This window comes from Paenibacillus wynnii (genome assembly GCF_030812855.1).
Lineage (GTDB): Bacteria > Bacillota > Bacilli > Paenibacillales > Paenibacillaceae > Paenibacillus_AQ > Paenibacillus_AQ wynnii_A.
The window spans coordinates 377278-399783 of the sequence record NZ_JAUSTK010000001.1 but is presented as its reverse complement, the minus strand read 5'-3'; the positions used below and the strand labels follow the sequence as shown (position 1 = coordinate 399783).

Here is a 22506-nt window from a genome sequence, read left to right as displayed (position 1 = left end):
CTAAATCACAAATAAAACCTTGTAATCAACATTTAGTTATGATGAACGAAAAGCAGCCCCTGTTCGCACACCGTAGGTTAAAATGGGAGTAAGGACAACCATTTCAGAGCTACATGCGAAAGGAGCTGTTACTATGAAGAATACCATAAAATACGTAGGTTTGGATGTATCTAAAGAAAAAATTGCGGTAGCCATTGCAGATGAGGGCCGAGAGCCTGACCGGCGGGATGCTGAGCGACTCGCCCAATTGCATCGTGCCGGGGAATTGACAGCCATTCATGTGCCGACCCGAGAAACCGAAGCCTTGCGGGACCTCATTCGATCGCGCGAAGATGCTAAAGAAGAACTGCATAGGGCTCGGCAACGGCTGATTCATTTTCTGTTGCGGCACCAGATTCGTCAGCCTGAAGGCATGAAAAAACGATGGACTAAAGTGTATCGCCAGTGGCTTGCACAGTTGACGTTTGAGCAAGCAGCGGAACAACTAGTATTTACCGAGTCACTCCAGCAGCTTCGGGAAGTGGAAGAGCGAATCAAACGGCTCGAAGCCGGTATGCGGGAGCAGGCCAAGGTCTGTAACTCATGCGCCCGTGATTCAAGCGTTGCAAGGTCTGCGGGGGATTGCGCTACTGACCGCTATGACATTAGTGGTGGAGATTGAAAATTTCGAGCGGTTCCGTTCGCCTGCGCAGTTGATGAGCTACCTCGGTCTGGTCCCTCGGGAATATTCGTCGGGTGCAAGTACGAAACGGGGCAGGTTGACGAAAGCCGGGAATCCGAGAGTGAGGCGGGCACTCGTTGAATCTGCATGGAGTTACCGCCACCGCCCCGCAGTCAAGGGTGATCTGGAGAAACGATTGGAAGGACAGCATGCGCATGTCCATGAAACGTCATGGAAAGCCCAGCACCGGTTGCACCACAAGTATCTCAAGCTGGTCAGACGAGGGAAGCACCGAAATCTGGCAATGGCAGCTGTGGGGCGAGAGTTAGTGGGATTCATCTGGTCTATAGCGGTTAACGTGGAAAGAAGTATGGTATAAATACGCTAGCAGGGTCAAGCGGTGAGACCTTTTAGAATAATGAGAAAAGACTTGAATCCTTGGGGCATGGAGACAAAGAAGAAAGGTTCGAGGAGAATCCGCGATTTCCTTTTGCACAAGATCTGTGGATCTGACGTGCGAAATTAGTTCACGGAAGCTCCTTCGACGTAGGCATAACATGTGGTAGCCAACCCACGGATAGCAGTGTGCCAGCCGACGACTTGCATTTTGTCTCTGTACCTGAAGGATTTAAAAACCCTTGTAAAAAGGGGGACAGACAGGGGAATTGACAAATTCGTTCATAGCAGAGGGAAATATTCCCTTTAAGTAACTCGATAGGGGGTTCAATCCCAAATTAGTAGGAAAAATTCCTTCTAAATAAGTTGAGCAAGAGAAAATAACAAAAAGCGAAAAGGAACGAAAGGAAGTCTTACGACAACAGCGGCCGGAAGTCCAAATCTTCACTTTAGTGACGCTTGAGCCTTAAGTTAATATCTTAAGTTCATCTTATATATAGAATGGAAGATAGATCTTACTTCATAAAAAAAAGAGCCTTGCTTAAAAAAGCAGGCTCTGTGAGTAATTTTCTCCTTCTAGCATGTCGTACTGTACCAACTTATAATCATTCAGTAATTCCTGCTGTGCAGCGGTTAAGTCGGTTATGACACTGCCAGAGGAGCCCACAAGCACGTTTTTGCTTAATCCCGGAATTTCCGCTTGTACTTTTTCCAGGAGCTTGTAGTAGGTTGGCAAGGACTGTCCGGTTAGCTTAAAAACAGACGGCCCGATAAAGGCAGGACTAAGTGTGCCCAAAGGCTGCTTGCCGATATCAAAGTTAGCGATGTACAGAAGTTCTGTTTCATGCTTCATTCTTGGATTACTGTCCCAGCCTGCCTGTGTGTAGATTCCGGCAGACAATGCGGGGAGGTGATCCCCCCAGAATACTACAATGGTTGGACGTTTAATGGTCTTTAGCTCCTGATCTAGATAAGCGAGCGCCTCATCTGTCAGCTTGGTATCCTGAACATAAGTTTCAAGCTCGTCTTTATGTTCCGGCTTTACACCTTCGGCGGTGATCGTGTTGGGCCCATTCATCCCTTTTACGAAAGGGAAATGATTCTGCATTGTAATTAGATGTAGAAATGTCGGTTTGTCAGATGCCTTCAGTTCCTGCACAGCTTCTTGAACGGCAGACATGTCGGAGATGTATCCATCTGGAGTAATCCGTCCACCATTCTGCATCTCTTGTTCGCTTGTAAACTGTTCAAACCCAAGAATCGGATAGACCCGATTTCGGTTGTAGAAGGTATCATCAAAAGGATGAACCGCTAGCGTCTTGTAGCCCCTGTCTTTGAGAATGCTGACAATGGAAGGCAACGAGGACATTTTCACAATTTTCTGCTGGTAGGGAATTGAACCGTCCTTCAAGAAATACATTGACATCCCCGTTAACGCCTCAAATTCAATATTAGCGGTATTCCCCCCGAATTCCGGTGATAACAATTCTCCTGATGGACTTAACTTTTCCTCCGAATGGACAAACTTCAAGGGATCCTCACTAAATGTAAAAGCAGAGAGACGTGTCACATCAAAGAAGGCTTCGTCCATCATATATACAATATTTGGCTGCTCCACAGGTGTAGAAGAGGATGCGACATCGGGCAACGCACTGTACTTTTTGGCAATTTGCACGATGGTCTCCCGGCTGTAATGCTCCGGCTTCTCGATTAGGTCCTGTCTAAGATTCCCTGTAAAAGCAAATAAAAATCCATTTTGAGTATAGTTCACCTTCTGATTCCAATAAATATTCTGGTAGCGGATGGCAGAAGCGAGTGTATGTTGACCGCCGACCATTAGACCAAATCCCCAGACCATAGCAAGGGATAAGAGCAAATAAGTAAACCGCAGTGGCAGCCGGATAGTAAGCTTAGGGAGTTTGAACATAAGCCATATCAGGCCTGCAAGCAGGAGAACGCCCAATATAATCGCTAGCGGCGAAACCATACCTTTGGTAATACTGCTCATTTCCCCGGCATTTTTGAGGAGCATCAAATCCCAGGGAAACAATGGTTCTCCAGTTGTGGTCAACTTTTTATAATCGACAATACCGAGAGTAACACACCCCATAAAAATAACCACTGGCCCCATATACATATTAGGCAGAAGCGCTGCAACTGCAAGCAGCAAGAAGAAGAAAAACAGACTGCCAAACAAATAAAGCCAGTAAAACTCCGAAATCCAATTAAATACTCTTACAATATTCATATCAAAAGAGGCAGCCTGTAAAATGAAGTTTAAAACAAACCCGCTTATTAATAATGCAAGCAGCAGATATCCCAATCGTTTAGTAGGTAAAAAATGACGCACCCTTATCCTCTCCTATCGTTTCTAAACGAACAGTATACGCCTTTTTTCTTAAAGTAACATTAAAAACCGGTGGATTTTTCTGAGGAGGGTGTTAGGAGTACTTTCAGCCTGTGATTGACAGAAATAAGGGCACTGGCTATACTTGAAATGTTAAAATACAAAGCAAAAAAAGCGTTGATGAAATGAAGTACGCCGAGGTATGGCTTGATCAGAGAATAGGTTCCTTTACGGTCTGTCCGTAATGGCTGTGAGAACCTTGAAGACAAAACGGCGGAAAGCTAATTTCGGAGTGTGAGGACAAGCTCACCGGGGGGTTCCCGTTAACAGCCGCGACAAGGCGATCGTCTGCAAGTGTCCGAGCAAATCGGGCAAGGCGATAACCAGGGTGGTACCGCGATAATAATCGTCCCTGAACTATTTCAGGGGCGTTTTTTTGTTTTTTATTATTGAATTTGTATTTCGGCAGAAGTGCCGCATTAACTATGAGACGGGAGCTGTATATTATGAAAGCAAGTGAAATCCGTTCCAAATGGCTTGAGTTTTTTGAAAGTAAAGGTCACAAAATTGAACCTAGTGCCTCACTCGTTCCCCATAACGATCCCTCGCTGCTGTGGATCAACGCGGGTATGGCGCCGCTGAAGGCGTATTTTGATGGTCGGGAGATTCCAGAGAATCCGCGTCTGACTAACTCGCAGAAATGTATTCGTACCAATGATATCGAGAACGTGGGCAAGACACGCCGTCATCACACCTTTTTTGAAATGCTGGGTAACTTCTCCATTGGAGATTACTTCAAGGAAGAAGCGATTACGTGGGCATGGGAATTCCTGACGGGAAAAGAATGGATCGGTTTCGATCCAGAACGCTTATCAGTTACGGTATATCATGAGGACGAGGAAGCGTTCAAGCTGTGGAATGAAAAAATCGGCGTGCCGGCAGAGCGTATCTATAAGCTGGATAAAGATAATTTTTGGGATATCGGCGAAGGCCCATGCGGTCCGTGCTCAGAAATTTTCTATGACCGCGGTGATGCATATGGTGATTTGTCTGACCCAGAAGTGAATCCAGCCGGAGAGAACGAGCGTTTCTTGGAAGTCTGGAACCTTGTCTTCTCGCAATTCAATCACAATAAAGACGGCAGCTACACACCGCTTCCGAATAAAAACATTGATACAGGCGCAGGTCTGGAACGTTTTGCTTCGATCCTGCAAGATGTAGATTCCAACTTTGACACCGATTTATTCCAACCGATTATCCAAAAGACGGCACAGCTTGCCGGTGTGAAGTATAAAGAAAGTTTGGAGCAGGATATCGCACTTAAGGTTATTGCCGACCATATTCGTACGGTAACCTTCGCAGTTGGCGATGGAGTACTTCCTTCTAATGAAGGTCGTGGATACATTATCCGCCGCTTGCTTCGCCGTGCAGTTCGTTATGGGAAGACTTTAGGCTTAGATCGCCCGTTCCTGCATGAACTGACTGCGACAGTTGGAGAAGTAATGGGTGTATATTATCCATCCGTAGTCGACAACCGGGAGTACATTGCAAAGATTATTCGTACAGAAGAAGAGCGTTTCCATGAGACGCTTTCAGACGGACTGGCAATCCTGGGCGAGATCAGTGCCAAAGCAAAAGCTGACGGTCTTAGTGCAATTGCGGGAGCAGATGCATTCAAACTATATGACACCTATGGCTTCCCGTTTGACTTGACGGAAGACTTCGCTTCCGAGCAAGGACTGACTGTTGATCGTGCAGGTTTTGATGCAGCAATGCAAGAACAGCGTGACCGTGCAAGAGCAGCTCGTCAGGACAGCGGCAGCATGAAAGTTCAGGGTGGAGCCTTGTCAGATTTAACGGTTAAAAGTGAATTTGTTGGTTATAATGACACCATAATAGAGTCGAAAATCGCTGCAATTGTTGTAGACGGCGAGCTTGCTGACAGAGTTGGCGAAGGTAAAGAGTGCCAAATCATTCTGGAAGCCACACCGTTCTACGCAGAAAGCGGCGGACAAGTTAGCGACACAGGTATTCTCACCGGCGGTTCCGTAACCGCGAAGGTACACGGACTATTCAAGGCTCCTCACGGACAACATGTACATTTTGTGACAGTAGAAGCCGGGGAGTTAATGGTAGGCGATACGGTTCGCGCAGAGGTAAACCGCGCACAGCGTGAGGATATCGTGAAGAATCATACAGCAACTCACCTGCTGCATAAAGCACTGAAGGAAGTTCTAGGCGGGCATGTGAATCAGGCGGGGTCCCTTGTTGAGGGAGCACGTTTGCGGTTTGACTTCTCCCATTTCGGTGCAATTACCCCGGAGGAATTAACTGAAATTGAACACCGCGTCAATGAACAAATCTGGCGTGGACTTGATGTAGTGATTGAGAATAAATTAATTGATGAAGCCAAAGCAATGGGCGCAATGGCACTCTTTGGTGAGAAATACGGAAATGTCGTTCGTGTGGTTCAGGTTGGTGATTACAGTCTGGAATTATGCGGTGGATGCCATGTCTCCAATACTTCACAAATCGGAGTATTTAAGCTACTTGGCGAGAGCGGCATCGGCTCCGGTGTTCGTCGGATTGAGGCCGTAACCGGAAGATATGCGTACCAGCATACAGAAAGCCAGCTTGATTTACTGAAACAATCGGCAGGCCTGCTTAAATCGTCTTTGATTGATGTTCCAAAACGTATTGAGGCATTGCACGCTCAAGTACGTGAGATTTCACGGGAGAATGAATCTCTGCAATCCAAACTAAGCGCAACCTTCGCAGTTGAGCTTACAAGTCAGGTAAGAAGTGTGGGCAATGGTATACAACTGCTAGCCGTATCTGTTCAGGCCGGAAACATTGATGCTCTCCGTTCTACCGCAGATGAATTGAAATCTAAGCTTCCTGATGCAGTCCTTGTGCTGGGCGCAGTCATGGATGACAAGGTGAACTTTGTTGTAGCTGTACCGCAGGATTTGGTAAAGAAGGGCTTTCACGCAGGCAAACTGGTTAAGGAAATTGCAGCGGTATGCGGCGGCGGCGGCGGCGGACGCCCTGACATGGCGCAAGCTGGCGGTAAGGATGCCTCCAAGCTGGAAGATGCACTGCGTAAGGCTGAAGAACTTATAGCTGCACAAGTCTAAGCAGCCCCAACATTTGTAAGATATAACGAATGTTTGGCTCAAATAACCGAATTCTCGCGTTTTTTGTAGACAAATTGCCAAAAAAAGTGTTATTACCTTGGCAGGATTTCACTGATAGGCCGTGAATATGTTATGATGGGACAGTAAGAAAGCTGTATAGTAGCAACTTTGCGAAGCTATCCTTGGGGATGATTTTGCAGAAGGAAGGTGTCACAAATGGACTCCATGGACAAAACGGTTAAATTTAATGTGAAGGGCGACGAAAAGGAAGCCTCTCCCCGGGAAATACTACTGTCTGTACACGACGCGCTGGTGGAGAAAGATTATAATCCAATCAACCAGATCGTAGGGTATCTGATTTCTGGAGATCCGGCCTATATTCCGCGCCATAACAACGCCAGAAGTTTGGTCCGGAGGAAAGAACGTGATGAGTTGATCGAAGAACTGGTTCGCTTCTATCTCGCTAATAATCGGGTGGACGACACCCAATGATGAAAAAGCTGGGATTAGATTACGGTGACCGCAGAATCGGTGTAGCCACAAGCGATATTTTTGGATGGACTGCACAAGCTTTGGAGACCATTGAACGCCGTGGTAACGGAAATGAGTTCGAACGAATTCGTCAACTGGTTAAGGAGTACGAAATAGGTGAGGTAATTGTTGGCCTCCCGAAGAATATGAATGGTACAGTAGGACCCCGCGGTGAAATTTGCATTGAATTCGCCGACAAACTGCGGGAGCAATTGGAATTGCCCGTACACCTTTGGGATGAGCGTCTGACGACAGTATCCGCCGAGCGGGTGCTGATTGAAGGGGACGTCAGCCGGAAGAAGCGCAAAGGGATTGTGGACAAAATGGCCGCAGCCCTGATTTTGCAAAATTTTTTGGATGCTAACAGTAAAAGGTGAGGGGTGCAACATAATGACAAACGAGCAAATTGGCCAAGACGAAGAACCGGAAATTATTTATATTCCCGATGAAGAGGGTAATGAAGAGGAATTTGAAGTCATCATGAAATTCGAGGTAGATGGTTCGGATTCCAAATACATGATGGTTGTTCCGCTTGATTCCGAGGACGAAGAAACCGATGAGGTGTATGCGTTCCGTTATGAGGAAGAGGGAGACGATCTTCAGCTGTTCATGATCGAGGATGACGAGGAGTGGGCGATTGTCGAAGAGACTTTCAATACACTTGTCGACGAACTGGATGGAGGAGCGGAGAATGACTGATTTTTCCGCCGACAAAGCGGTATGGACATCGAAGCTTAAAGAAGCATATGGAGAAGCAGTAGAACTGGAGGACGAGCAAGGCAAATCTTCCGTTTATGATATTATTGCCGAGTTCGAGATCGAAGGTCGTGGTTATGCAGTGTTAGGAAGTCCTGGAGCAGGGGAACATGAGATATTGCGAATTGTTGTCTCCCCTGATGGGTTGCCAGAACTTGAGAGCATTGTCGACGATGAAGAATGGGAAGATATTTCAGAGCTGTATGATGAGATGACTTTTCCAGGCGAGAATCTTGAGTAAACTCATGTCTAATAGCTTTTATGTACAGATTGCAAAAGGAGGGCGGAGTATTCCGCGCTCTTTTTGCTTCAATTTCATGTTTTTTCGTACTTGAAAAGAAACTCGTAAAAAATAAATGTTGAATTTAAGACAATACAATTTTATATTTATACTCGGAAAGTGAGGAGAAACCTTGAAATCCGCAATCCGCACTGTGCTAATCTTGATTCTGCTGCTTGTAGCAGCAGCTGGAGGCGGAGCATGGTATATTTGGAACGGGATGCAGCCAGTAAGTACTGCGGGACCGGCCGTAACATTTACGATTGAAAAAGGTATGGGAAGCTCGCAAATTGCTGATCTTCTAGAGAAAAATGGAATTATTCGTAAAAGTCTTTTTTTTAAGGGATATTTGAAATGGACGAAAGAAGGCTCTCAGTTTAAGGCGGGGACCTACACTGCAAAACCTGGCGATACCTATGATAATCTCATAACACGCTTAAATGCGGGAGATGTAGTTAAGAAAGAAATGATTACTTTTACAATACCTGAAGGATATACCGCGGAGCAGGTTGTGGACAAGCTTGAAGATGCGTGGAAGATAGATTCAGCTGTTTTTCTGGATTTAGTGAACTCGGGTACAGAACTTAAAGAAACTGATATTCTTGGCATTCCCAGCGATAAAGGGATTCGTCATAGGTTGGAAGGTTATTTATTTCCCGAGACCTATGAAATCGTTAAAGACAGCACCGTACAAGAAGTGGTGGAAGCGATGCTTACGCAATTCAAAAAGAAACTGGATACCATCCCGAACTGGCAGCAAAAGCTGAAGGAGCGCGGATTGTCTTTGCATGAGCTTTTAACGGTAGCTTCGCTTGTGGAGCGGGAGGTCGTGGTAGACAGCGAACGTCCACTTGTCGCGGGAGTAATCTATAACCGGCTTGATAAAGGACAAAAGCTGGAGATCGATGCAACCGTTCAATATTTATTGGACAAACAAAAGGAAAGGCTTCTGAATAAGGATCTTGAAGTAGACAGCCCTTATAATACTTACCGGAATGTGGGACTGCCACCGGGCCCTATTTGTAATCCTGGACTTGCCGCGATCGAGGCAGCCCTTTCGCCTGAAGCTTCGGAATATTTCTTTTATGTGACGAAAAAAGATGGCAGTCAAGCTCATTTGTTCGCCAAGACGTACAAGGAACATTTAGCCAATATTCAAAAAAGCAATAAATCTGCTAAATAAACGATTAAAATAAAGAGTGGCGTAGGAAATAGGATGCGCCATAGGAGGATAAACCATGAATAAGAAACCGGAGCTACTGGTGACGGCAGCTTCCTTGGAAGAAGCGGCTGCGCTGCTGGATGCCGGGGCAGATGCTTTGCTGATCGGAGATGACCGCTTCGGCATGAGACTGGCCGGACATTTTTCTTTGGAAGACACGGCTACGGTTGTAGCAATGGCTCATGCACGAGGCTGCAAAATATATGTCGGTTTAGGCGGTCTGATGCCTAACCGTCTACTGGCCGAGCTTCCGGCCTATGTCAAAGCTATTGCCGAACTCGGAGTGGATGGCATTGAGTTCGGAGATCCAGCTGTGCTGATGACTGTGAAAAAGGAAGCCCCAGGTTTGAATTTGCACTGGAATGCGGAGATGACCTCTACTAATTATGCTACAGCTAATTATTGGGGTAGCAAGGGAGCGTCCCGAGTTGTCCTCGCCCGTGAGTTGAATATGGACGAAATGACGGAGATGGTGCCGCTTCTGGAAGTGGAGGCACAGGTTCAGGTCCATGGCATGACCAACATTTATCACTCCAAACGCAAGCTGGTCGAGAGCTATATGTCTCATCAAGGTCGACCAAGTGACGGCGGAAGTCTGGGTAAGGACCGCGGTCTGTTCCTGATTGAGTCCGAACGTCAGAATGAGAAGTTCCCGATCTATGAGGATGAGAACGGAACACATATTATGAGTTCAAACGATATTTGTATATTGGAGGATCTGCATGTACTGATGGGGGCTGGTGTGGACAGCTTGAAGATCGAAGGCTTACTCAAGCCCATTGCCTACAATGTAGCGGTTGTCAAAGCTTATCGCCACGCCATTGATTTGTATGTAGCTAATCCTGCTGCTTATGCTTTTCGTGAGGATTGGATGAACCCGGTCAAACATCTGCAGGACCCGGAACGGGAGCTGTCCTTCGGATTTTTCTATAAAGAGCAAGTATTCTAAGAGTATTATAAAGATTAACAACGAGGGGAGAAAAGGAATGGAAACCATGGCAAAGCCGCAGCATAAAGGCAAACGTTACCGCCTGGACAAACCGGAGCTCCTTGCTCCGGCAGGCAATTTGGAAAAATTGAAATTCGCCGTGCATTATGGTGCGGATGCAGTATATATCGGGGGACAGAAATATGGCCTGCGTTCAGGAGCGGATAATTTCAGCTTCGAAGAAATGCGCGAAGGTGTAGAATTTGCGAAGAAATATGGTGCCAAGGTGTTTGTGGCTGCCAACATTTATGCTCACAATGAGGATATCGCCGGTATTGAAGAATACCTGCGTAATTTATATGAAGTAGGGATTTCAGCGATTATCGTGGCAGATCCGGCCATCGTGGATACTGCTCGCCGCCTGGTACCCGGACTGGAAGTTCATCTGAGTACCCAACAGTCAACACTGAACTGGCAAGCTGTATCCTTCTGGAAGGAAGAAGGACTCCCGCGGGTTGTATTGGGACGGGAGACCAGTCTTGAAGAGATTGCGGAGATTAAAAATCATGTCGACATCGAAATCGAGACTTTCATCCACGGAGCGATGTGCTCGTCTTACTCCGGACGCTGTGTTCTATCGAACCATTTCACAGACCGGGATTCCAATCGCGGAGGTTGCTGCCAATCCTGCCGCTGGAAATATGATTTATTCCAGGATGACCGTCCGGAAGGTACCTGGGTTTCCGAGGAAGAGGCGGGGAATCAGGTATCGCCTGAACTCTTGCAGCCTGGAGTAACACAGCTTCCTCTGCATCAATCGGAGGACAATCCATTCTCCATGGGCTCCAAAGACCTATGCATGCTGGAGAGTATTCCGGATCTGATTGAGGCAGGGATTGACAGCTTCAAGATTGAAGGACGAATGAAGTCTATTCATTACGTGGCTACAGTGGTTAACGCCTACCGTAAGGCTATCGATGCTTATATGGCAGATCCCGAGCATTATGTGCTAAATCCTGAATGGCTCGAGGAACTTAATAAAGCGGCTAACCGTCCGCTTAACACAGGCTTTTTCTATGATACACCCGACCATGAGGATCATATTTATGAGCCGGAGGAAAAGGCTGCCCCTTATGATTTTGCCGGATTGGTGATTGAATATGACGCCGAGACAGGAACTGCCATGATACAACAACGGAATCACTTCAAGCCAGGGCAAGAAGTGGAGTTTTTTGGCCCGGACAACACCTTCTTCAAACAAACAGTAGGAGAATTATGGGATACAGACGGTAATTCTCTTGATGCTGCACGTCATCCGTTGCAGGCTGTTCGCATGAAAGTGGATCAGCCTGTAGCTTACTTTGATATGATGCGAAAGAAAAAGATTATTAAATAAAACATTTAAAGTGGGGCTATTCCTTGTTGAAGGATGGTCCCGCTTTTTTTCCAAGAAAAGGGCGAAAAAGAGAGAGAAATATAAAAATAAATCACAAAAACATAAAAATTCTAATATGAAACTCTAGGTCTTCCGATATATAATACATAGATTACGCTTACATATAGCTTATAATCCAACTGGTAGGTGAATATTAATGGGGACTCCACAACAGGAGAGTAAGAAGGAAAAGCGGAAAGAAAGAAGGATGAGAGTGGGAATTAAGGGGAAGTCGTTGATTACACAGAAAACAGAGACAGATAGCGATAAGACTACTCAAGGCAACAAAAGGATTCCCTCTGGATTCAGCTTTAAAGGGGCGCTGCACGGTTCAGCAAAGCAGGTAAAAAAGGTCAATCCTATTAAGTCTGTAGGAGTAAAGCTATTTTTGATTTTTTTATCCAGTATAGTTGTAGTGGTGCTAGCACTGGGGTTATTGTCCTATACTAAAGCGAAAAATACGATTAAGGATAATGTGTCAGAGGCTAACCGCCAGACCGTTATACAAACATCCGAAAAGCTTGATATTATACTGAAGCAATATGAAAACCTGTCCATTCAGCTGTTTTTTGATCCTCAGATTCAAAGTGATCTGTCAGCGATGACAAATGCGAAAACTTACTACGAGAGTTTTGTAGCAACAAATAGCATCAGCAAGAAGCTATCGAGCCAGACAACCTCGGATTCTAATTTTGTCAGTGTATCGTTTATTCCGGAAAGCGCAGACTTTGATATCGTTACAAGTGGTAGTTCAGGTCTTTCACTGGATGGCGTAAGAGATCAGGATTGGTTTAAGAAGGTGGTAGCCAATACCAAGGATTACAAGCCTTATTATACTGAGGAAAGCAAAGGTACACCGAATTATTGGTTCTCTGCAGCAGTCGAGGGAAAAGGCGGAACTAATATCGCCATGGTACGATCCCTCAAAGTTCTAGGAGACAGCACAGGTTATGTAATCTTGTTTGAATTGAAAAACAAAATGCTTGAAGATGCCTTTAATAGTGTTAAATTGGGTGAAGGCTCCCGAATTCAGCTTGTTACTGCGGATGGAACCGTGGTTGCCTCCAGTGCAAAGGAAGATGACGGAAAGCCATCGGAATTTGGATTTATTAAAGAGAGCAAAACTGAGAATAACAGCCAGGAAACCACCAGTTCTGACGGGAAGGACTTACTGGCTGTATTTAATCCAATGGTAATGGCCGATTGGAAGCTGTCCGGCGTAGTTCCGACGGGTGAACTTGTTAAGGCAGCCAAACCTATCCTGGTAACAACGTATTTAGCGGCAGGTGCGGCAGCTCTGCTGGCGGTACTGCTGGGAATATGGATGGTTCGTATGATTGCCCGTCCTTTAGCTCGTTTGAAGGACTTAATGGTTGAGGGTGCAAAGGGAGACCTAAGTGTTCGTACAGAATATGTTTCTCATGATGAAATCGGTCAGTTATCCGCGTCCTTTAATGTCATGATGGAACGTATTACGGATTTGGTAGCTCAGACAACGGAAACCGCCCGTGAAGTATTGGAGACGGCAGGCGAGCTGGGAGAGGCTTCACGTAAGACAGCAGTGTCTGCAAAGGAAATTGCAGCAGCTACTGAGGAAATTGCCGGAGGTGCCGGAAGTCTAGCCTTAGAGGCAGAACGGGGCAGCGATCTAACCGAGTTGATTTCATCGCAGATGGTAACAGTCGTCTCTGCTAACCAAGAGATGGATGCAGCGGCTCGTGGCGTTGGAGAGGCTAGTGAGCAGGGAGCAAAGCAACTTAAGGGCTTGCTGGAACAAACAAGTCGTACCGGTGAAATGACAGGTGCTCTGGTAGAAAGAGTTAATAACTTGAAAGAGACTGTATTCTCTGTAATCAAGGTCCTGGATGTTATGAAGAACATCACGCAACAGACGAATATCTTGTCGCTGAATGCAACTATTGAAGCAGCACGTGCAGGTGAAGCAGGTCGAGGCTTTATGGTCGTTGCAGGAGAAGTTCGACAGCTTGCGGACCAGTCGAAGCAATCCATCGCTCTGGTTGCCGGTATTACCGATAAGATTATGGCTGAAATGAACGAAACGGTCTCTGTACTCTCTGAAGTGGCTCCGCTCTTCAAGGAACAAATGAGCTCTGTTAAGAGTACAAGTGATATCTTTGTATCGGTTCAAGGGCAGATGAACGATTTCATTACAAGCCTGGAGTCGGTTACTGACTCAATTAACAGCTTGAATCACTCTCAGGGCGTATTATCTGAGGCTATGGGCAATGTAAGTGCAGTAGCTGAGGAATCTTCTGCAACTTCTCAAGAGGTGGCTTCACTGAGCAGCGAGCAGCAGAACGTAAGTGTTCATCTTGTGACGCTCTCAGGAAAATTGGAAAGTGCATCAAGCCAGTTGAAAGAAAAGTTGTCATTGTTCACCATCGAGTAGATCGAATAAATTATAAGATCGTCCCAAGAGACCGCTGCTTCCCTCGTGAAGCAGCGGTTTCTCTATGTATCAATGAATTAACATCTCCTTGTGTATGGCCGCTTTCTTATTGTTGTGTAATAGCATCGATACACGTATAATGTTTTTTGTTAGGTATTTGTTATATTATCCTAAAAAGTTAGCATATACATATGGGGGTTCTTAATTATGGCCAAGAAAATTACGATGCAGAAAATAGCCGATCATTTAGGGGTGTCCAAGTTCGTGGTCTCCAAATCCCTTTCAGGGAAAGAAGGAGTTAACGAAACAACAAGAGAGAGGGTTATACAGGCGGCCTCACAGTTGGGCTACTTTACACAAAAGAATGCTTATGTGCAAGGAATTAAACGAACGCCTTCCCAGCCGAATAGTGATCGTAATAAACAGTCCGTGCTTGTGCTGATGCCTAACATTCGTTCACAGACACAGGACTCCCTCTATTGGGGAAAGATTGTGGACGGCATTGCATTAGCACTCGACAGTGAAGGTTTGGGTATGGTAATCGTATCCGAGCACCGTGCTGATAATTTTATTAACATTCTCAACCCGAGTGGCATTCTAGGGTTAGTTGGCGTTGGACAAATTTCTACCTCCTTACTGCTGGAGGTTCACCGAATTGGTCTGCCGATGGTACTGATTGATCATGAAGACCCGTTGATTCCAAGCGATACTGTATTTGCTAATAATGTGGATTCTATGACCAGGTTAACAAATCATCTGATGGGTATAGGTCATACTCTTATCCATTTTATCGGGAATATCCGCTATTCGCGCAGCTTTAGGGACCGCTGGATCGGATTCCGCAGTGCGCTTGAGGAGAATGAATTGAAGTCTCCCTTAGAGGATGACTCGATGTTATTTCTTGAAGGAATGGATGACGGAACGTTCAAGGAAGACTTTAAGAGCTGGGTAGCTAAAAGGAAGAAGGACCAATCACTTCCAACAGCGATTTTGTGTGCTAATGATTTTATTGCTCTTACCGTAAGTGATGCACTTAGAGAAGATGGCATACAAGTTCCAGAGGATATATCTGTTACCGGCTTCGATAATATTGAAGATGCATCACGGGGAATCCCCCCGCTAACTACAGTGCATGTACCTAAGGAAGCTATGGGGAGGGCAGCGGTTGAGAAGCTTTTGGCCCGCATCCAAAATTCGACTGCACCGCTGGAAAAAATCTTGATTACCGCCGATATCGTTCACCGTGATTCTGTCGTTGAGCCCAAGCGTTAGAAGGTCTGCTTCCCGGAAGCAGATTAATATCTTATTTACAGGGTAATATAAGATAAAAATGCGGCGGTGAATGAGATGTATTCTTCTCTAAAGAAATTTTTGATCGGGAGACCGTTAAAGTCAACAGAGTTGGGCGAGCAAAAGCTTAATAAGACAAAGGCGCTTGCCATTCTTTCTTCAGATGCCTTATCTTCTGTGGCCTATGGACCAGAACAAATATTAATTGTATTAATTACAGTTAGTGCCGCAGCATTCTGGTACTCCATGCCGATCGCGATTGGAGTATTAGTTTTATTAGTAGCGCTGATTTTATCATACAGGCAAATTATTTTTGCCTATCCTCACGGCGGAGGGGCTTATGTTGTCTCTAAGGAAAATTTGGGTTTATACCCGGGTTTAATCGCTGGCGGTTCACTGCTGGTTGACTATATTTTAACTGTGGCAGTAAGTGTGTCTGCTGGCTCGGATGCCATTACATCGGCTTTTCCAAGCTTGCATTCGTATAATGTTATCATTGCCGTCTTTTTTGTAATCTTCATTACCACCTTGAATTTAAGAGGTGTAACGGAGTCTGCATCCATATTAGCTTACCCGGTTTATTTATTCGTTTTAGCTTTGTTTATTCTAATTGGTGTAGGTATTTTTGATATCATTATGGGTAATGTTCCACCTGAATTACATGCTCCTATCGGAACCCCAGTGGCCGGAATCAGCTTATTCCTTCTTCTTAGGGCATTCGCCTCAGGAAGCTCCGCACTAACAGGTGTAGAAGCCATATCGAACGCAATTCCCAACTTTAAATCATCTGCTCCTAATAATGCGGCAAAAACGTTGGTTGCAATGGGGACGCTGCTTGCTTTGTTATTTACGGGCATCGTATTTTTAGCGTATTATTACGGAATTAGTCCTCAGGAAAATGTTACTGTCGTCTCCGAAATTTCAGAGCAGATATTTGGACGGAACTTTATGTATTACTTCATTCAGGGGACAACAGCCTTGATCTTGATCCTGGCCGCTAACACGGGTTATTCAGCTTTCCCTTTACTTGCGGTTAATCTCGCCAAGGATAAGTACATCCCTAGAATGTTTACGGTGCGCGGAGATCGGCTGGGGTATTCCAACGGGATCATTATTCTGGGTTTGTTGTCTATTCTTTTGATTTTAGCTTTTAAAGGGCAGACCGAGCATCTAATCCCTCTCTATGCAGTGGGGGTGTTTATCCCATTTACGCTTTCGCAAACGGGGATGATGTTGAAATGGATTCGCCAAAAACCTAAAGGCTGGCTGCCCAAGTTCTTGATTAACTCGACTGGAGCTTTGATTAGCTTTATTGTCACCGTCATGTTCTTCTTAACCAAGTTCTTACAGGTCTGGCCTGTCTTAATTTTTATTCCCCTTATTTTATGGCTGTTTTTTCGAATTAGAAAGCATTATGATGCGGTGGCTGACCAATTAAGAATAACCACTTGCGAGCCGTCTGTCCCCATAGAAGGGAACGTAATTATTGTTCCAGTAGCAGGTATCACGCATGTAGTAGATTACTCTTTAAACTATGCCAAATCACTGTCGGCCCATCAGATTATTGCCGTCTATGTTCCCTTCGAAAGAGAGGATGAAGCTATATTTGAAGCCAAATGGAAAAAGTGGCAGCCTGGAGTAAGATTGGTAACTCTGCATTCACCATATAGAAGCATTCTTCAACCCTTGACTAAATTTATTGATACCGTCCAACGTAAGGCAAGTGAATCGAATTATCAGGTAACGGTTATAATCCCGCAGTTTATTCCCAAGAAAGGTTGGCACAATATCCTTCACAATCAAACCAGCCTGTTCATTCGTGCTCATTTACTGCGGCGCAGAGATGTGATTATTACTACAGTGCCGTACCATTTAAAGAAATAAATTTGGGAACAAACCTTATCTACAAGAGACTGCAGCACAAAAAGGCGTTTACCACCAGTATGATTCACAGCTGGTGGTAAACGCCTTTTGTATAACCTATTTCAGCTCAAGGTTGCGATCGATCAAGCTTATCCGCTGCTGAACTGAGGCGTATGAACGGAGAGGGTCTTCAGGTGTATTCATTACATAATCCAACATCTGGTCCACAGTAGTAGTGGCTACATGAATACGTGTGTCTGAGGAAGCGTAATAGATATAGATTTCACCATTATCCCGTGCGATTACCCCATTACAGAATACCACGTTGGATACATCTCCTACACGTTCTTCACCCTCTGGAGCGATGAAGTGCCCCCCTGGAGCATGTGTCACTTTGTTAGGCTCATTCAAATCAGACAGGAAAGCGTAGAGCACATATCTCAGCCCAGCAGCCGTATTCCGCACGCCGTGAGCGATATGCAGCCAGCCGCGTGAGGTTTTGATTGGAGCAGGTCCTTGCCCGTTCTTCACTTCTTTAATGGTGTGGTAGTAGCGTTGATCCATAATAGTCTCTTCTGTGATTACTGCATTCACAATGGTTTCAGACAATCCCCAGCCAATACCGCCGCCGGAACCAGCATCGATGAAGCCGTCCTGTGGACGGGTATAGAATGCGTATTTACCATCAACGAATTCCGGGTGCAGTACAACGTTGCGTTGCTGGGCAGAGCCAGTCTTCAGATCAGCCAACCGTTCCCAAGATTTCAGATCCTTCGTCCGTGCGATTCCGCACTGGGCAACAGCACTGGAGAGATCGCCGTGCGGTGCATCCGGATCTTTGCGCTCTGTGCAGAATAGTCCATAGATCCAGCCGTCTGCATGTTTTACAAGTCTCATATCATAGACATTTACATCAGGATCTTCGGTCTCCGGCATTACGACCGGGTGATCCCAGAAGCGGAATCCATCCACGCCGCTGTCACTTTCAGCTACAGCAAAAAATGATTTGCGGTCAACACCCTCAGCGCGGGCTACAATGTAAAATTTCCCGTCTAATTCGATAGCACCGGGATTAAATATTCCGTTGACTCCAATTCTTTCAGCGAAATAGGGGTTAGTCTCCGGATTAAAGTCATAACGCCAGATCAACGGAGCATGCTCAGCAGTGAGTAGAGGGTAGCGATAGCGATCATAGATGCCGTTTCCGTAAGGAAGCCTCTCGTTGCGGCGACCGATCACTTCCTCATAACGTGCTGTTAATTGTTGTTTGCGTTCCTCGAATAATGAATTCATGATTAGTGCTCCTTTGTGATTAATTTGAGTCGTTCGATCATTTCGAAGCAGGCTCTGCTGTTATGATAAGGACATTTCCAAGCACTTACTTTAGGCTCATAAGCAAGAGGTTGGAGGTTCTCATCCACACCCCAGTGCCATTCACCCTGTTCATGATCTACGATGTATTTGTCAATAAAAGTCCAGGTTCCAAAAGCTGCATCTTCAAACTTTGTATCCCCTGTTAGTTGGTAAGCATTGTAGAAGCCAACCACAGCTTCGGCCTGCGGCCACCAGTCTTTATCCTTGCTTACAAGACCGCTAGGATCGGCTTCATTCCAAATCCCATGATCTTCAGCGATACCCTCGGCAAGAACGGCTTCGGCCATGGAAACGGCTACGGCTTTTACACGTTGTAGAATGGCTTGATCACCCAAAACCTCCGCAGCTTCTACGAGCAGCCAGCTGCCTTCAATGTCATGACCGTAGGAAATCCGGTCAGACTTAACGTTCCATTCCTCATCAAGGAATAGATGGAAGTGTTTCCCCTCCTGATCGATAATATGATCCAGCATGATCTCAATTAGTTCGGATAGTTTATGATGCAGAAGCTCCGATTTCCAGATTCTATATAGCCCCGTATAGGCTTCCAATACATGCAGATGTGTGTTCATCGATTTCTTCTCATTCATATCCTTACTGCTTAAGGTTAAGTTGTCTGTCATTTGCCATTCACGGGACAAAGCTTCGATATACCCTTTATTGCGGGAATCATAACTGTATTTCTCAAGCATGTGAAACAGCTCAATGGCCTTCTCCAATACCTCTGGGGATGGAGTTGCTCGGTAATATTCGGCTAAAGCATAGATAACAAAGGCTTGCCCATATACCTGCTTTTTGTCCTCTGAAGGCTGGCCTTCAGCATCAACCATCCAATAAAGTCCGTCATACTCCTTGTCCGTGAAAAAGCTTTGCAAATATGCATAGGCACGGTCTGCCATCGTTAAATATTCAGGCTGACCATAGACTCGGTAAGCGCTCGCAAATGTCCAAAGAATCCGGGCGTTCAGCACTAGACTTTTCCGGGCATTGGCAATAACGTTCATCTTTGAGTCGATTTCACCCAGGAAACCGCCATTTTTCTCGTCTACGGAATGTTGGATCCAGAAGCTAAGAATATTCTCTTTGAGTTCGTGTTCCAGTTGCGACAACCATTCCACCGGTTTGTTACTCATTCTTCTCATTCACATCCTTATAAAATAAAATTTGTTCGGTGTAATATTCTTTGATGATACCCGCTGCCTCTTTGCCATACATACAGTAATCATCGTTCAGGGGTCCTTCTTCTACAGGGTATAGACGGGCCGGCCAATCCCATAACATAAAGCCTTGAACCCATTTTCTAGACTTGCAATGAGTGAACATGGCCTGGTAAAAACGGCTTTGCTCCTGTTGACTGGGTTCTCCCGGAAGTGACCAATCATTAGGGATTGCAGCACTCCCCGTTCGGCTTGGACATCCTGCTTCCATGAAGAAAAACGGCTTATCATGAGACTTTACAACCTCTTCAATCCGGTTAAGCTGTGCTTCCCAGTCATGTTCGGGGTAATATCCGCTGGAGGAAATCACATCAAGAGCATCCCACCAGGTTACATTATCCTCCTGATATTTGTCGCAATTATAAGTTAGGATTCCGGTGTAGACCTTGCGGACCTCAGCGATCAAAGTGCGCCATTCTTGGTCACGGCGATCCGACTGAACAAGCTCGCAGCCTACACAAAACATCTCGCAGCCGGTTTCTTCAGCCATTGCGGCATAATGGAGGATAAAGTTACTGTATGAGCTGAACCATTGAGACCATTTAGGCTCGCAAGGAACATCCTTTTCAAAAAAATTGATATGCGCCCGCCAGGTTCCATCGGCACAATTCACAATCGGCTTTAGACATACCTTCAGGTTCAATGACTTGGCTTTGGATATCGCCCAATGTACCTCTTCATCCGTTACGGTTGGTTTGTCCCAGTAAGGTATTTCTGTGGATTGGGGAGTGGCCTGTAGAGCGCTGAAGGCGATAGCCGTCCAGTTGGCTCCGGTAGTTAAAGGCATTAATTCCATGGACTGTTCAGCCTCATCGTTCATCCAAGTTCCCCGTCTACCCACGAATCCCCAAGTTACGCCTCCGATATACTCATTATTCAGTAGCATGACAACCTCCCATTGTTCTGTAAGTGAATGTGAAACCTGAGATGTTCAAGGAGCTTTTTTTAATTTTGTTATTTTGTTATTACTAACTAATTATTTAACAATAACATTTCAATTCAGTTATATACTTTTTTGACGTTGATTTCAAGAGGGAAATGCATTTAAGTGTGAAGATTGGTGGAGATTTTTAATAATAACATATACATATTATAAAACAAAAATAACAATAAAAGACTAGAAAAAACGATAAAAACCATCGTATTCAATAATAAATGGGATTATAATAGGCGTGTAAGCGGTATTATTGTAAATTCCCAGCTGTTAATTATCGTTTTTAATATAACTAAACTGAGGATGGTGATATAAAAGTTATTGTATTTGTTAGTTTTTTTGACTAGAGTGTTTATAGATACATCCTTAACTTAAAAATTGAAGGGAGTCTTACCTTACTATGAAAGAAGTTCAGTTGATTGGTAATAATCTACCTAACGTTCCTTGGCAGGAGAAGCCTGAAGGACATGTTAACCCGCTATGGAGACACAGTGATAACCCGGTTATCAAGAGAAATCCGGCTAAGGGGGTTGCTCGCATATTTAACAGTGCGGTAGCCGCTCATGAAGGTAGCTTTGTTGGTGTATTTCGTGTCGAAGACAATACTACCCGCCCGCATCTGCGCATGGGACATAGTGTGGATGGACTTGAATGGAAAATTGATGATGAGCCTATTCAATTTATAGATGAAGCGGGGAACCCCTATCAACCGCGTTATGCCTATGATCCGCGACTAGTAAAGGTAGAGGACACCTTTTATATAATCTGGTGTACGGATTTCTACGGAGCTGCCATTGGTATTGCCAAAACGCAAGACTTTAAATCCTTTACCAGCCTGGAGAATCCGTTCTTACCGTTTAACCGAAATGGTGTGCTATTCCCTAAGAAAATAAACGGCAACTTCGTTATGCTGTCCCGTCCAAGTGATAGCGGTCACACTCCATTCGGGGACGTATTCCTTAGTGAAAGCCCTGATTTCGTATACTGGGGCAAGCATCGGCATGTAATGACCAAAGGCGGTCAAGGTTGGTGGCAAAGCACAAAAATCGGGGGCGGTCCGGCTCCAATCGAAACTTCTGAAGGCTGGTTGATGTTCTATCACGGTGTAACTGGAACATGCAACGGGCTCGTGTACAGCATGGGTGCGGTCATTCTGGATCTCGATGAGCCTTCCAAAGTGAAATACCGCTCCAAAAACTTTGTGCTAACTCCTGAAGAGTGGTACGAGGAAAGAGGATTTGTAAATAACGTTATCTTCCCTTGTGCTACACTGCATGATGCTGAATCTGGTAAAATTGCTATCTACTACGGTGCGGCTGATACTTATGTTGGTGTTGCTTACACTACTGTTCAAGAAATCGTCAATTATGTGATCGATACCCATGAAGAAGTTGGAGACGATGCCGAGATTGGGAAAATCTAATTTTTAGAATTAAGTAGGAAAATATACCTATATTAAATAACAAAAGCATAAACAGAAAACTAATCCTAAGCGGAGAGTTTTCTTCGTTTATGCTTTTTTAATGATTGATCTTTAAATGTGACTTAGGCATAAAGCACTATGAATCAGAGGGGTAAGCGATAACATTCGACTTCGTTCTCCTAATTTTCTCATAACAATAAAATCACAGCTTCGGAAGTGCGAATAGTTTATTATGAGTACGGTCATGAACATCTTCCATATCTTGGGGTCTAGTTTATGCAGACTTTTTAACCAACGTAGTG

At 45.1% G+C, this 22506-nt stretch carries 18 protein-coding genes; 14 read left to right on the top strand and 4 right to left on the bottom strand.

Annotation, left to right across the window (positions count from 1 at the left end; translation table 11 throughout):
• Positions 1 to 133: 133 nt before the first annotated feature.
• Positions 134 to 661 (top strand): IS110 family transposase, encoded by a 528-nt coding sequence (locus J2T20_RS01640; protein WP_307584925.1) that lies wholly within the window; start codon positions 134 to 136, stop codon positions 659 to 661.
• Complete coding sequence (locus tag J2T20_RS01635) at positions 639 to 1040, top strand: IS110 family transposase (protein ID WP_307584923.1); 402 nt, start codon at positions 639 to 641, stop codon at positions 1038 to 1040. The genes J2T20_RS01640 and J2T20_RS01635 overlap by 23 nt, the downstream gene beginning before the upstream one ends.
• 558 nt (positions 1041 to 1598) lie before the next feature.
• On the opposite strand, the gene J2T20_RS01630 is transcribed toward J2T20_RS01635, so the two are convergent.
• Entirely contained in the window at positions 1599 to 3407 is a 1809-nt protein-coding gene (locus J2T20_RS01630; RefSeq protein WP_307584921.1) for an LTA synthase family protein, read from the bottom strand.
• A gap of 503 nt (positions 3408 to 3910) precedes the next feature.
• Between J2T20_RS01630 and alaS the strand changes: the two genes are divergently transcribed.
• The 11 genes from alaS to J2T20_RS01575 all read left to right on the top strand — a co-directional run bounded on the left by alaS (position 3911) and on the right by J2T20_RS01575 (position 17277).
• Complete coding sequence (gene alaS / locus J2T20_RS01625; protein ID WP_307584919.1) at positions 3911 to 6541, top strand: alanine--tRNA ligase; 2631 nt, start codon at positions 3911 to 3913, stop codon at positions 6539 to 6541.
• A gap of 216 nt (positions 6542 to 6757) precedes the next feature.
• Positions 6758 to 7033, top strand: a complete 276-nt coding sequence (locus tag J2T20_RS01620) for an IreB family regulatory phosphoprotein (protein WP_036648763.1) — start codon at positions 6758 to 6760, stop codon at positions 7031 to 7033.
• A complete protein-coding gene (ruvX, locus tag J2T20_RS01615; protein WP_307585101.1) occupies positions 7033 to 7449 on the top strand; it encodes a Holliday junction resolvase RuvX in 417 nt (138 codons plus the stop codon). The genes J2T20_RS01620 and ruvX overlap by 1 nt, the downstream gene beginning before the upstream one ends.
• Before the next feature lie 13 nt (positions 7450 to 7462).
• Positions 7463 to 7771, top strand: coding sequence for a DUF1292 domain-containing protein (locus J2T20_RS01610; RefSeq protein ID WP_036648760.1), 309 nt, complete (start codon positions 7463 to 7465; stop codon positions 7769 to 7771).
• Complete coding sequence (locus tag J2T20_RS01605) at positions 7764 to 8069, top strand: DUF1292 domain-containing protein (RefSeq protein ID WP_307584917.1); 306 nt, start codon at positions 7764 to 7766, stop codon at positions 8067 to 8069. Before J2T20_RS01610 ends, J2T20_RS01605 begins: the two co-directional genes overlap by 8 nt.
• A gap of 172 nt (positions 8070 to 8241) precedes the next feature.
• The gene (mltG, locus tag J2T20_RS01600) at positions 8242 to 9291 is read left to right on the top strand and encodes an endolytic transglycosylase MltG (RefSeq protein ID WP_307584915.1); all 1050 of its coding nucleotides are present in this window, start codon (positions 8242 to 8244) and stop codon (positions 9289 to 9291) included.
• Positions 9292 to 9346: 55 nt separating this feature from the next.
• Positions 9347 to 10279 (top strand): peptidase U32 family protein, encoded by a 933-nt coding sequence (locus J2T20_RS01595; RefSeq protein WP_307584914.1) that lies wholly within the window; start codon positions 9347 to 9349, stop codon positions 10277 to 10279.
• A gap of 37 nt (positions 10280 to 10316) precedes the next feature.
• Positions 10317 to 11654 (top strand): peptidase U32 family protein, encoded by a 1338-nt coding sequence (locus tag J2T20_RS01590; protein WP_307584912.1) that lies wholly within the window; start codon positions 10317 to 10319, stop codon positions 11652 to 11654.
• A gap of 196 nt (positions 11655 to 11850) precedes the next feature.
• On the top strand, positions 11851 to 14103 hold the full coding sequence (locus J2T20_RS01585) for a methyl-accepting chemotaxis protein (protein WP_307584911.1): 2253 nt from the start codon (positions 11851 to 11853) through the stop codon (positions 14101 to 14103).
• Between the two features lie 207 nt (positions 14104 to 14310).
• On the top strand, positions 14311 to 15375 hold the full coding sequence (locus J2T20_RS01580; RefSeq protein ID WP_307584910.1) for a LacI family DNA-binding transcriptional regulator: 1065 nt from the start codon (positions 14311 to 14313) through the stop codon (positions 15373 to 15375).
• Positions 15376 to 15450: 75 nt separating this feature from the next.
• The gene (locus J2T20_RS01575; RefSeq protein WP_307584908.1) at positions 15451 to 17277 is read left to right on the top strand and encodes an APC family permease; all 1827 of its coding nucleotides are present in this window, start codon (positions 15451 to 15453) and stop codon (positions 17275 to 17277) included.
• 96 nt (positions 17278 to 17373) lie between these two features.
• On the opposite strand, the gene J2T20_RS01570 is transcribed toward J2T20_RS01575, so the two are convergent.
• The 3 genes from J2T20_RS01570 to J2T20_RS01560 are packed head-to-tail and all read right to left on the bottom strand — an operon-like array spanning position 17374 to position 20733.
• Entirely contained in the window at positions 17374 to 18549 is a 1176-nt protein-coding gene (locus tag J2T20_RS01570; protein WP_307584905.1) for a glycoside hydrolase family 130 protein, read from the bottom strand.
• A 2-nt stretch (positions 18550 to 18551) separates the two neighbouring features.
• A complete protein-coding gene (locus J2T20_RS01565) occupies positions 18552 to 19763 on the bottom strand; it encodes an AGE family epimerase/isomerase (protein WP_307584904.1) in 1212 nt (403 codons plus the stop codon).
• Positions 19756 to 20733 carry a glycoside hydrolase family 113 gene (locus J2T20_RS01560; RefSeq protein WP_307584902.1) on the bottom strand — a complete coding sequence of 326 codons (978 nt, stop codon included), beginning with the start codon at positions 20731 to 20733 and terminating at the stop codon, positions 19756 to 19758. Before J2T20_RS01560 ends, J2T20_RS01565 begins: the two co-directional genes overlap by 8 nt.
• Before the next feature lie 448 nt (positions 20734 to 21181).
• Between J2T20_RS01560 and J2T20_RS01555 the strand changes: the two genes are divergently transcribed.
• Entirely contained in the window at positions 21182 to 22204 is a 1023-nt protein-coding gene (locus J2T20_RS01555) for a glycoside hydrolase family 130 protein (RefSeq protein WP_307584900.1), read from the top strand.
• The last annotated feature ends 302 nt before the right edge of the window (positions 22205 to 22506 follow it).

Excerpts from the sequence above, each read along its gene's own strand:
- J2T20_RS01555 (WP_307584900.1), top strand. The coding sequence starts at position 21,182 with ATGAAAGAAGTTCAGTTGATTGGTAATAATCTACCTAACGTTCCTTGG.
- J2T20_RS01565 (WP_307584904.1), bottom strand. The coding sequence starts at position 19,763 with ATGAGTAACAAACCGGTGGAATGGTTGTCGCAACTGGAACACGAACTC.
- J2T20_RS01590 (WP_307584912.1), top strand. The coding sequence starts at position 10,317 with ATGGAAACCATGGCAAAGCCGCAGCATAAAGGCAAACGTTACCGCCTG.
- ruvX (WP_307585101.1), top strand. The coding sequence starts at position 7,033 with ATGAAAAAGCTGGGATTAGATTACGGTGACCGCAGAATCGGTGTAGCC.
- alaS (WP_307584919.1), top strand. The coding sequence starts at position 3,911 with ATGAAAGCAAGTGAAATCCGTTCCAAATGGCTTGAGTTTTTTGAAAGT.
- J2T20_RS01610 (WP_036648760.1), top strand. The coding sequence starts at position 7,463 with ATGACAAACGAGCAAATTGGCCAAGACGAAGAACCGGAAATTATTTAT.
- J2T20_RS01585 (WP_307584911.1), top strand. The coding sequence starts at position 11,851 with ATGGGGACTCCACAACAGGAGAGTAAGAAGGAAAAGCGGAAAGAAAGA.
- J2T20_RS01570 (WP_307584905.1), bottom strand. The coding sequence starts at position 18,549 with ATGAATTCATTATTCGAGGAACGCAAACAACAATTAACAGCACGTTAT.
- J2T20_RS01635 (WP_307584923.1), top strand. The coding sequence starts at position 639 with ATGACATTAGTGGTGGAGATTGAAAATTTCGAGCGGTTCCGTTCGCCT.
- J2T20_RS01560 (WP_307584902.1), bottom strand. The coding sequence starts at position 20,733 with ATGCTACTGAATAATGAGTATATCGGAGGCGTAACTTGGGGATTCGTG.
- J2T20_RS01580 (WP_307584910.1), top strand. The coding sequence starts at position 14,311 with ATGGCCAAGAAAATTACGATGCAGAAAATAGCCGATCATTTAGGGGTG.
- J2T20_RS01605 (WP_307584917.1), top strand. The coding sequence starts at position 7,764 with ATGACTGATTTTTCCGCCGACAAAGCGGTATGGACATCGAAGCTTAAA.
- J2T20_RS01620 (WP_036648763.1), top strand. The coding sequence starts at position 6,758 with ATGGACTCCATGGACAAAACGGTTAAATTTAATGTGAAGGGCGACGAA.
- J2T20_RS01640 (WP_307584925.1), top strand. The coding sequence starts at position 134 with ATGAAGAATACCATAAAATACGTAGGTTTGGATGTATCTAAAGAAAAA.
- J2T20_RS01575 (WP_307584908.1), top strand. The coding sequence starts at position 15,451 with ATGTATTCTTCTCTAAAGAAATTTTTGATCGGGAGACCGTTAAAGTCA.
- J2T20_RS01595 (WP_307584914.1), top strand. The coding sequence starts at position 9,347 with ATGAATAAGAAACCGGAGCTACTGGTGACGGCAGCTTCCTTGGAAGAA.